We start from the raw sequence: 11,947 nt of genomic DNA, 5'->3' as shown, positions 1-11,947 counted from the left end.
GGGATAGTCATGTTTTTCGAGGAAAAAGTAATTACAGGAAGTCCAAATGAGTTTATGGAAGTTCGCCATTTAAAAATACGAGGTTCAAATTTTGATATTGGAAAGAAGCTAGCTGAGATTGCGTATAACAATCATCATGCCATGCCTTACCCCGCGACGACCAAATACAAATATCAGCTAGAATATTTTAAAAATAATTATCCTATCTTACTTGACCGTATACAAGGAGCGACAGATTATTTCAGTAATATAAACATTGAAGACAATAGCTATGATTTTTCTTCTCTCATTTATTCATCTGGATTACCCGGCTGTTCCGTTGTATTTTATCCTCCAACAACGACTGAACATGGAAGTCCAGTCGTAAGTCGTAACTTCGACTTCACAACTGGAACTATAACTGGGGAAATACCCGCTGATAACGAGAAACCTGCTTTTGCAAATCCATACATTCTTGAGCTGCATCCAGACGAAGGCTATTCTTCTTTATGTGTGTCGGGATATGAAATGCTTAGTGGAGTACTTGATGGAATAAACTCAGAAGGTCTTGTTGTTACGTTATTAGCTGATGACGATGCGATTACTCATTACCCTATTGAACCAACCTATCAGCCTCAAGTTGGTTTGAATGAATTACAAATACTAAGACTGTTATTAGATACATGTGCCAATATTGAAGAAGCAAAGAAAGCATTGCATATGAATAAACACTATTATACTCTCTATCCCTTGCACTTCCTCATCGCTGATAAATATGGCAACTCATTTGTTTGGGAACAATCTCACGGACGTAATAAAGAATTTACTTTTGATGGTGATAAGAACCATCCCCAAGTAGTAACTAATTTCCCATTGTACAAATATCAATCCGAGTCACAATTTCCCGATACTGATGATCGATTATCTATGTATAATCGGTTCTGTAATATAAAAGAAAATATCAAGAGAAATAAAGCTCCTTACTCCATAAATTTTATAAAAAATGTAAATCAACAAGTCTCTTTTCATGACCATTCTCACTTAAGAGAATCACAATGTCCTACACGAACGTTATGGCATAGCATATATGACATTGAAGATCGCACTATATTAATAGATTTTTACTTAGGTGAAGAAAATGAAACGATAAAAAGATCTGGATATATCCACCTTTCCCTATGAAAAAGTCATAATTTTCAAAAGGTGACTCATGATTGAGTTATCCCTATTTCCTTTGATGGTTTCCATTTCACCACTTATAGTATAATTCTTCACCCTCAATTATTATTGAGGGTGAAGGTACAGTAGTGAATTGTGATTGCCTTGGACTAACAATAATATTAGCACGATGGACAATGCTGAATAGGTAAGTTTAACGATGTAAATATTTCCCTTCGTTTTTTTTGTTGGGCAGGGCATATGAGCAAATCAGTAATAGACGAAAGCAAATTATACCGCAGTGCTTCATAGTTTAAATTGGTCCCCTTCATCCTTGTTATAAGCAAAATTTCAGAGCAAATCTCACACTCTTATCTTGTATATAAGACAGCATCGCCTTTATACGATAGATAAATTCTCCATAACCGCTTTTTGAGCTACCCTTTTAAAGTAAGCTAAAATATACTCATATTTAGTAACTTCTTTTGTGCTTCTATAAAGCTCTCAACAAGGCTTTCTGCTATGATCTCTAATCTTTTGAACCAGTTAGATTGTACTGTCAAAGCTTTCACTGCACCTTCTACAGTTTGAATATTGCCTAACCGATTTAAATCATCGTAGCCGGTATACATTATCTGTTGAAAAAAATAAACGAACAAATCATTTGAAAAAAACTGCTGAAGATCTATATGGTTGTTATTCAATACTTCTTCAAGCTCATTTAAAGTCGCTCCAGTCTCTTTTTTACATAGGTTTAAAATTTCGTGGCATCTTTTCATTCCTTGTTGAGTCGAATGTAATAAACTCTTTATTCCATGTGTATATTTATCTAGTTCATCAGCTAGATCATGTAATCTAATCATTCTGTCTTTTAAATTGATTGTTTCTTTACTTTCAGAAACAATTGTATAGAGTTTCTTTTTCAACGGCTTTTTACAATATAATTCAATAGCCTCCATTAATGGCATACAAGTCGTACCGTTAATCTTCGCACCACCTTCTGTTGCATTAATGACTGTTATGTGGGGGGTATTCATTATCATTTCTTCAAGGCCCTTTCTAAAGAACGTCCACAAAGGCGTTGAAGCAATTGATTTACCATCATTACTGTCAACATCCACTACCTTATTTTTGTCATAATCGCTCTGGGAACTTCCTTCGTAATAACGTGACTTTTTACTATGGTGAGCTCCATCTGGAGCAAAGGCAAAATCTTGACCTACAAATATTATAGGATTAGCACCCATGTATATAGCAGCCTCGTACGCTAGATGTGATACGTTAGAACCACCGCTTAGACAAGATTCATCTCCAATGAAGCGGTTAACCCATCTATTCATTGCTTCCCTTGAGCGAAATATTGGAATCCTTGGTCCTTGAAAAGTTTGATAACTTCGCTTATCAATTATTGCTAAACCAAGTAAGACTAATTCCTCTGGATATTCTATGCCTCTAAAATGATGTAAAAAAGCTTGCTCGGTTCGTTCTAATATACACATTGCATCAGGTTTAATTTCTTCCTTTAATAAAGGTATTATCGAAGAGCCAGCTGCTATGATAAGACCTTTATCCTTAACCTTTTTTAATATTTCGATATTTTTGTCCAATGATGGTCCATTTGCAACAATAAACGCTGGTTTATTATAAAATGTATTTTTCAAACTACTAACATACGGATTTTGAATAATTTCATTTACATTGTTAATTAAATTATGAAAACCTATTAAATTATCGTAAGGATCATTACCTATATTTATCGTACAAAAAGTAATAAGCTCTATAATTGATTGATGAAGGTGCAAGTATTTCTTTTTAAAATATCTTTTTGCACTATTCGTAAAGACACACGTAGGCATCGTGCATCTTAGCAACCCACCAGTAAGTAAAAATTGCTGGAATTCTTGTGAAATATCATGAAAATCTCCCACAAAAAAAATAACTTTTGGATCTTTCAACATTTTTTCAAGGTCAAACAAATATAACATCGCCAAAAAAATATATATATTTTGTTCAAATATGACAACAAATGTATTCTGGTGTCTTTTTGCATCAAGAGTAAACAGTGGATAGCCAACGTCACAGCCATAAATAAATAAAGATGTAGCATCAATGATAGAATTTTCTTTAAATAATACTTCACCTTCATCTAATGGCGTCGTACCATTTAAATAAAAAGACCCTTCTGTTCCAATATACTTACAAGTCGGCATTCCTTTATCATTAACCGACACCTGAATTTTTCTCCATAGATCATCTTTATTCACCTTTCTCACTTGTTTTTTAATACGCTCTGGGAGAAGGTTAAAGTTTTTCTGAAAACCTATTTCTAATAGTGTAGTTTTTAAAATTAACCTTCCTTTCATTTTTTTTAGTAACTGCAACCCCTCACATTCAAGTACACTTCTAAGACCGATGATATCTTTTTCACTTAATATCTTACGTAACGGGTGAAGTAGTAAAATGATAGCTCTCACTTCATCATAGCTTACCATCATGTTAGAAGAATAATTTTCTATAATAAACTCTAATTTTTCTAGAAAAAAGATAAAGTGCTCGAGAGCATATTTGTCATTCCCTTCTTTTATGCTCTGTACCGTCAAAAGAAGTATTTTTTCCGACTCTACTATATGATTGTACAAATCATCATTTATCATCATCTTCCCTTTCTAGTAGGTTTTTCCATTTTACCTGTTGAAAATCTTCAAGGTTTTTTAGAATTCCTTTCTTATATTGAAGCGACTCATAATCAAGCTTATCCATTGTAGCCTGAACCTCTTTAATATCCTCTTCTGTCCAATAGTTAGACAATGATTGATTGGACATTTCTTTTAATTCAACTAATAATGTTGTTAATTCGGTAACAGCTTTGTTATAGTCACTTTCCTTACTAGCTTCAAGGCTCTTATTATCTTCATTAACATGCATTTTTTCATTGTAAATGACCATTAAAAACACCTCGCTTTTTTTTCATTTTCAATGAAATATTTCTTATTTGGCAAAGTAAAAAATGACTTTTTGGACTGCTTTTATTACACTTTCAACATCTTCATCAGTCATTTTCGGAAATAATGGTAAGGTAATAGCATCGCCGTAAAACTTTTCTGCTACAGGACAAAGACTTCGTGGGTAACCAAGCTGCTGGTAATAAGGTTGTAAATATACAGGTATATAATGAACATTAACTCCAATATTTTCATTTATTAAAGCCTCATATATTTCCTTACGAGCCCCGTTTAATTTATGCAGGTCCAATTTAATGACATATAAATGATAACTTGAAAGCCTATCATTCTTATCATAAGGTAGAGTAAGTTGATTTAGCTTATCAAAAGCACTATTATATTTTCTTACTATAGCCTTCCTACGACTTATAAATGAATCAACTTTTTTGAGTTGACTTATTCCTAGTGCAGCCTGGATATCAGTCATACGATAATTAAAGCCTAGAAATTGCATTTCATAATACCACGCCCCTTCGTTCTCCCCCATCTTTTCACAGTTTCTAGTTATTCCATGATTACGGAATTGGATGAGCTTATCATAATAGTCTGGATTGTTTGTTGTAATAACCCCTCCTTCACCAGTAGTAATGTGCTTTACTGGATGGAAGCTAAACATTGTCATATCACTTATTGATCCTATCTGTCTTCCCTTATACTTAGCACCTAGAGCATGAGCTGCATCTTCAATAATGATTAAATCGTGTTTCCTAGCAATACTCATAATGTCATCCAAGTCAACAGGCTGACCTCCAAAATCTACAGGAATTATCGCCTTTGTTCGTGATGTTATTAACGCCTCTATATTCTCAGCTGCAATATTATTCGTATCAAGATTAATATCAGCAAAAATTGGAGAGCCTCTCTGATATAAAACGCAATTCGGAGTTGCTACAAACGTTATTGGTGTTGTTATTACTTCATCCCCCTCAGAAATACCGGCAGCAAAAACAGCAGCATGAAGTGCAGCCGTTCCACTTGAAAATGCAACAGCGTATTTACTATTTACATATGTTGAAATCTCTTTCTCAAATTTTTTAAGAAGAGGTCCAGTAGTTAAATATTTACTTTTCAAAACATCGATAACTATGTTAATATCTTGGTCATCAATCCATTGTTGGCCGTAAGGGAGGAATTCATTTCGAACGGGTTTGCCACCGTGTATAGCCAATTTATTTAACATAACATTCCCCCTCTTCATCGATCAGACCATAAAAAATCTAATAAATTTACCTCTTTCAATATAATGTTTTTGATGTCTTTCACAGCTAACTGGTTACAAGCTAAACAGTCAGCCCGGTAATGAACACTTTTAACCGTCTTACTCGCGTCTTCAACTTTTGTATAATCGCTAGGAATAATAAACATGTTATCTTTCTCATAAACTAACGGGATTTCTTCATTCATTAAAAGTTCTTCAACAACCTTTTCCCCAGGTCGTAAGCCGATTTCTTCAATATAAATTTCATCCTTTAATATATTAAATTTTTCCTCAACAATTGATATGATTGCTTCAACTAAATCGTTTAGTTGAACTACAGGCATTTTTAATACGAATATTTCTCCACCCTTGGCAATCCGAAGTGCATCTAACATTAACGAGCATGCTTCAGTTTGTGACATCATAAATCTCTTCATTTTTAAATCGGTAACTGTTATTTTTTTTTCTTTCATTATTTTCTTAAAAAATAAAGGAATAACTGACCCTCTTGATCCAATTACATTGCCAAACCTGACTGAAGAAAAAACAGTTTTATGATTTCCTTTATATGAATTGGCAGAAACAAAAAGTTTTTCTGCAATTAACTTTGAAGCTCCCATTGTATTAGTAGGACTAATTGCTTTATCACTGCTTGAAAATAGCACTTTCTTCACTTTGTTTTCAAGAGCTGCTTCAATGACATTTTGTGAACCAATTACGTTTGTTCTGACTGCTTCAAATGGATTATATTCACAAGCAGGGACATGTTTTAACGCTGCTAAATGAAACACGTAATCAATATCTTTCATTGCATAACTAAGACGTTCTTTATCTCTAACGTCACCTAATAAAAAGCGCAGTTCTTTTTGAACTTTTCGCTCTTCTTGCATTTCAAATTGCTTATTTTCATCCCGACTAAGTATACGTACAACGGCAGGGTCAAATGTTAACAAAATATCTACTAGTGCCTTACCGATACTTCCTGTTCCCCCTGTCACCAAAATTTTTTTTCCTTCAAACAAAATAACACCTACTTCCCCTCATAGATTTCACTATTACTTCACACTACACTTGGAATAAAATTAGGTGTTTATGTTAATGTTTAAACTGTTTGAACATGACATTGAAAAGGTGAATAAGTCAAAATTAGTTAAAACATCTTCCATGTCACAGGGGTACCTTTCTTAACACTTTCCTTTACACGCTTGCCTAATAAAATGTCATAATATTTCGGCTCAAGACCATTACCTGGTCGAATGATTCTAATATTTTTTTCTGTAATCATTTCTCCTTCATTTAAGTCTTCTGTAATATATATAGATCGACGATGTTGCAACGACGAAACCTCTCCTTCTGTTGGACCATAGCTCACCTTTCCTATCGATCTCCAAGCCTTCCTTACTTCGGTAACAAGCATTTTCATCTCATCTGGTTCCATAGAAAATGGTGAATCTATCCCATCATCAGTTCTAGACATCGTGAAATGTTTTTCAATAACTGTTGCACCTAAAGCAACACTAGCTATTGGAACACCTAACCCCATAGTATGATCTGATAACCCTACCTCACAATTGAACAAATCGGCCAAATGGGGGATTGTCGCAATATTTGAATAGATTTCGGATGAAGGATAGGAACTCGTACATTTTAATAAAATTAGATTATTGCACCCCGCACTTCTCGCTGCTTGAACTGCTTCATCAAGCACAGCAACTGTTGCCATGCCGGTAGATATAAATACAGGCTTCCCTGTCGCAGCTACTTTTCTAATTAACGGAATATCTACATTTTCAAATGAAGCAATTTTATAAGCAGGAACATTTAATGCTTCTAAAAAATCTACAGCAGTCACATCAAAGGGGGAACTAAACCCGACCATGCCAAGCTGCTCACACTTGCTAAATATCGTCTCATGCCATTCCCATGGCGTATACGCCTTCTTATACAGATCATACAATGTCTGACCTTGCCATAAGCTATTAGAATCGTTAATAAAAAATTCCTCTTTATTCATATTTATTGTCATCGTATCTGCTGTATATGTTTGTAGTTTTATAGCGTCGACACCAGCTCTAGCTGCAGCCTCTACAATTGTTAACGCATGATCTAATGATTGATTATGATTCCCGGACATTTCCGCAATAATAAACGGTTGATGACCCTTACCAACGTAGCGGTTAGCTATTTTGCATTTAAACACCTATTTTTCTCCTCCCTTCATTTGTAAAATTGTTTTGACAACGCTATGTTGTTGATTATTTGTACACCTATTTGTAATAGCTAACGCTCGTTGACTCATGTTAATTAACTTTTGAGGTGAGCTTAAAGCATCGTTAATTTTTGCAGCGTAATCATGTACTTTGACATCCTCATGCCAACCGATTTTCCATACAGCCCCATATTGATGAGCAGCACAAACTGATGGTTGTTGATTTTTTGCAACAATCGCAGTGATAGATGGGACACCTAAATAACATCTTTCCCACATCGATATACCGCCTGCTCCAATTACGAGATCCACCTTTGATAGCAATCTTGCAAAATCGGTGATTTGACTATGATATTGATAACCTTGTTGTTCACACATCATATAAATCACATCTTGTTTCCGATTTGAAGTTCCAACGACGACATCTACATGATGTAAATCATAATCAATTTTTTTCAAGGCTTTTAGAGCTTTTTCAGTTTCGTCTGTTGGATCACTACCTCCGAAGAAAATCAGTAGTCGACGGACATTCCCGTCTCTTTGTTTTAGTTGTATTCTTTCATGGATAAATTCTTTTCTAATGAGTAGGTGTTTTAGTCCGAGGATTTTTTTACAATGAGGTGGAACGAGTAGGTCATAGCGAGTTTGGTAGTTACTAATAAAATTGTGATCAAGCAATATATCACAATGATGATATCTGTTAGCTAAATCATCAATTACCATCAATTTAGAAACGCGATTCCTCACTATACTCTCCCATTTTTCGCTAATACGATAGTGATCAACGATAAGCCATTCTATTTGGTTAGAAATCACTTGTAGTCCTTGCAAAGTTTCATCCGCATCTTCTTGCTCTGAATGAATTTGCTTATAAAGACGAATCACACGAAATCCCTGTAATTCAATATATGAGTTAAGATTTCCTTCAAGCTCCCTTGATATAAAAAAAACAACATATCCTTCTTCTCTTAATTGTTCAGCAAGCACTAGACAACGCATAACATGACCAGTACCTATTAGCGTAGATGCGTCTACTCTAAAGACAGTGTTCATAGTTATCCTCCAATTGAGCTCAACCTGACTATTTATTCTACAGGTTTTTGAGTGATATGAGCATTCATATTTGCTACATTAGCATGTGTAACTAAATATTCCACCACATCTCGAGAAGGAATTAGAATCTCTCCCTTAAAATAATCAGCTACCACACAACACATCTGATAATCCTCTATTGTATCTAAGGTAATCCTCAGCTCAGGATGATTCAGAAAACTAGGTGCGATTACTTTTGTATGCTTGAACTTCGATGGATGTTCATAAGCGTAGTAAGTAACATGTTCACGGTGACGGGTTTCATAACCATATTTATAAATAAATTCAAGGGCAGTAAATGCAATCATTTCAACAACTAATCCACGAGGTAAATGCCCATGAACAATTACAATATCTGCCGGATTCTTCTCCATACGATTTATGATTTGGTTTGCAAAGTTATAATCTATAAATGGACAATCTGCAGTAACACGAATAACATAATCTGGGTTATACTGTTTTGCACAATGATAGTAACGACTTAGTACATCACTTTCACTTCCACGATAACAAGTAATATCATGTTTTTTACACCATTCTTCAATTTGATCATCTTGTTTGAGGGTAGAAGTTGCCACTATGATACCCAAAGTCTTTTGAATTTGCTTACACCTAGAAACGACATAGTTTATAACCGTACTCGCGCCTAACGGTTTTAATACTTTACCAGGTAATCGTGTCGAGCCCATTCGAGCTTGGATAATTATTAGAATCTCCAAATGCTCACCGCCTAGCTCACAATATTAAATCTTCAGGGTACCGAACAAGCATCATTTCCTTATTAGAGCGAACAAAAGGGTATTTGTGTAAATCATTCCCACTTACTTCTAATATAAACCAGTAAAAGCTATCTAAGCCAGCCGCTATACTTAATGTAGAAGCACCACCAAAACGACTATTACATTCAATAATATGAAAGTGGCCATTCTTATCAACTATTACTTGTAAAACAATATGACCATATAGCTCTAAATCAGTAACCACTTTTGAACAAAGCCTTGCTAATCGTTGATCACGAAATGTAGTAGATATTTGTGATTCACCATTAACTACTAATACACGTTTTCTAGTAACAATACCTTTCACTTCTCCATTTCTCGTTACATATACATCTGCGGTTATCTCTTCCCCTTCAATATATGGTTGAAAAATGGGCGTAATTAGCTTTTCGGCATACTTGATTGACTGATCTTTTGTTAATTTCAAGCCAATATTTTTTGATCCAGCCCCATACCTTTCTTTTACTACATAAAATTGGTTATCGCCTACCAAATCTATAAAACTTGTTTCCGTTTGAACTACATGGTAGCCATGCTTCGTTCCGAATTTACTAAATAGGTATTTATCTAAACATCTGCCTACAGCTTTTTTTGTGGCAATCATTACGAAGATACCATTTTTATTTAATACATTTTTATGCTTAGCAAAAAATAATAATTCTCCATCACGGGAAGGAATAATGGAGGTAACATTGTTTTCTAAGCAATATTGAAGTAAGTAATCAATTGTAAGCTTATCTAACTTAGGAATTTTCCAAAATTGATCAACAAAATAACGACCGATACAAGCTTCATCACTATCGGCTCCGTACACTTTTATGTTACTATTGATTTTTTTAGCTGCTACTTTCACTGCTTTTAGCATCGGTACTTTTTTTGAAATGCTTGTTACAAGAATATTAATTTTTATTTTTCCCCCCCTAAAAAATACTCTGTTGAATTGTGTTCCAATCTATAAACAATCGAATAATATCTTCTTCAACAAGCTCCTTACCCATTTGTATTTCGATAATTTCAATATCAGTTAACCCTTTTATCGTATGTTTATCACCAATTTGAATATTAACAACATCTCCAGCCTTTACATGAAACTCCTTATTATTTAATATGCATATTCCATTACCTGAAATAATCTTCCACGTTTCATTTCGTTTTTTGTGAAATTGATAACTTAAGTTTCTCCCTTTGTAAATACAGATTCTTTTTGTTAGTACTTCAATACCAGTTGCTAACTTGGTATAATCAAGAACGCGATACCACCCCCAACGACGCTCTTCATACATGGGTCGTTGTTCAAATCCATCTAATAAGTCTTTTAATCGAGGACTAGCTCTTTTGCTGCTTACTAAAATCCCGTCTGGACTTGCTGCAACAACTGCATCCGACACTCCTAATACATATGTAGGAATCTCTAGTTCATTTATTAGATGTATATTCGTTGAATCTTCACTTATCTTCCCATTTCCTACAATATTATTAGACATTTCCTCTGTTAAAGTGTTCCAAGAACCAAGATCCTTCCATTCACCCTCATATGGCAAAACGACTATATTGTTTGCAAATTCGACAACTTCGAAATCAAAACTAATTCTCTTTAATTGTTCGTACTGTCTTAACAACTTGTCATATGTAACCGATATACCTTTTTGTATTAATAAATTTATTAAATATCTTAGTTTAAATGCAAAAATCCCACAATTCCAAAGTGCACCTTCTTTTATTAATTGTTGCGCCTCTTTTTCATTCGGTTTTTCAATAAAGTAACTCCCATGATAGTAAGAACCTTGAACAAAAGATTCCTTCGGCACAATATATCCATATTTTTCAGACGGATATACAGGACGTACTCCAATTAAGGCAATATCACATTCTGTTTCATTTACAACCTTCTCTAATTCTAGTACCTTAGTAAAAAAATCATTTTCAACATAAGAATCTACAGGAATAACACAAATCACCTCATCAGGGTCATTTCCTAATGATAGTAAGTAAGTTGCAGCTAACGATATAGCTGGAAACGTATCTCTCCTGTTAGGCTCAACAATGAGTGAAATAGGTGAAGAAATTTGATTTTGTACTATTTCTACTTGAGATCTAGGTGCAGTAATGTATATTGAATCCCTTACACCAGCCAATTGCAGCTGACGTAAAACTCTCTGAACCATTGACTCTACATTGCCATTGTCATCTTTTAATATCTTCAAAAACTGCTTTGATCTTGAATCATTAGAAATTGGCCACAACCGTTTCCCCGAACCACCTGATAGTAACACGTGGTGCATTTATTCCCCTACTCTCATTATGATTTTCAATATTGAAGAGAGAATACTAATAAAATCATTCAGGTCAACATTCTTTGAATTTAGAATACTAAGTACAATTTATCTCGTAAATTAACGGCAATTTAAGTCACAGATGTTAGCATGTTTTTGTTACGAATGTTTTCCTTCTTAACAAACTGTCATGATTAAACATTATTCCGTTACTTACTTTGTATGATTTTCGGTAAATCCGATTGGAACCTTGAACT

At 34.3% G+C, this 11,947-nt stretch carries 10 protein-coding genes; 1 reads left to right on the top strand and 9 read right to left on the bottom strand.

What is annotated here, in order from left to right; translation table 11 throughout:
* The first annotated feature begins 9 nt into the window (after window positions 1–9).
* On the top strand, window positions 10–1,161 hold the full coding sequence (locus SLH48_RS02770) for a C45 family peptidase (protein ID WP_320256925.1): 1,152 nt from the start codon (window positions 10–12) through the stop codon (window positions 1,159–1,161).
* A gap of 431 nt (window positions 1,162–1,592) precedes the next feature.
* Here the strand turns inward: SLH48_RS02770 and SLH48_RS02765 are convergent, their stop codons facing one another.
* From SLH48_RS02765 to SLH48_RS02725, 9 genes are all read right to left on the bottom strand, one after another.
* Window positions 1,593–3,791, bottom strand: a complete 2,199-nt coding sequence (locus tag SLH48_RS02765) for a motility associated factor glycosyltransferase family protein (RefSeq protein ID WP_320256924.1) — start codon at window positions 3,789–3,791, stop codon at window positions 1,593–1,595.
* Window positions 3,781–4,083 (bottom strand): hypothetical protein, encoded by a 303-nt coding sequence (locus SLH48_RS02760; RefSeq protein WP_320256923.1) that lies wholly within the window; start codon window positions 4,081–4,083, stop codon window positions 3,781–3,783. Before SLH48_RS02760 ends, SLH48_RS02765 begins: the two co-directional genes overlap by 11 nt.
* A 42-nt stretch (window positions 4,084–4,125) precedes the next feature.
* Window positions 4,126–5,319, bottom strand: a complete 1,194-nt coding sequence (gene pseC / locus SLH48_RS02755; RefSeq protein ID WP_320256922.1) for a UDP-4-amino-4,6-dideoxy-N-acetyl-beta-L-altrosamine transaminase — start codon at window positions 5,317–5,319, stop codon at window positions 4,126–4,128.
* A gap of 14 nt (window positions 5,320–5,333) precedes the next feature.
* Complete coding sequence (locus tag SLH48_RS02750; protein WP_320257153.1) at window positions 5,334–6,362, bottom strand: polysaccharide biosynthesis protein; 1,029 nt, start codon at window positions 6,360–6,362, stop codon at window positions 5,334–5,336.
* 125 nt (window positions 6,363–6,487) lie between these two features.
* Window positions 6,488–7,537 carry a pseudaminic acid synthase gene (gene pseI / locus SLH48_RS02745; RefSeq protein ID WP_320256921.1) on the bottom strand — a complete coding sequence of 350 codons (1,050 nt, stop codon included), beginning with the start codon at window positions 7,535–7,537 and terminating at the stop codon, window positions 6,488–6,490.
* A complete protein-coding gene (gene pseG, locus SLH48_RS02740; protein WP_320256920.1) occupies window positions 7,538–8,599 on the bottom strand; it encodes a UDP-2,4-diacetamido-2,4,6-trideoxy-beta-L-altropyranose hydrolase in 1,062 nt (353 codons plus the stop codon). It lies immediately after the preceding gene.
* 32 nt (window positions 8,600–8,631) lie between these two features.
* Window positions 8,632–9,357 (bottom strand): glycosyltransferase family protein, encoded by a 726-nt coding sequence (locus SLH48_RS02735; RefSeq protein ID WP_320256919.1) that lies wholly within the window; start codon window positions 9,355–9,357, stop codon window positions 8,632–8,634.
* 16 nt (window positions 9,358–9,373) lie between these two features.
* Window positions 9,374–10,315, bottom strand: coding sequence for an ATP-grasp domain-containing protein (locus SLH48_RS02730; protein ID WP_413785385.1), 942 nt, complete (start codon window positions 10,313–10,315; stop codon window positions 9,374–9,376).
* A 22-nt stretch (window positions 10,316–10,337) separates the two neighbouring features.
* Window positions 10,338–11,699, bottom strand: coding sequence for a sugar phosphate nucleotidyltransferase (locus tag SLH48_RS02725; RefSeq protein ID WP_320256917.1), 1,362 nt, complete (start codon window positions 11,697–11,699; stop codon window positions 10,338–10,340).
* Between the last annotated feature and the right edge of the window lie 248 nt (window positions 11,700–11,947).

The organism is Cytobacillus sp. IB215316 (assembly GCF_033963865.1).
Taxonomy (GTDB): Bacteria; Bacillota; Bacilli; order Bacillales; family SM2101; genus Nanhaiella; species Nanhaiella sioensis.
The sequence above is the reverse complement of the archived record's forward strand: the minus strand, read 5'-3'. Positions and strand labels throughout refer to the sequence as shown.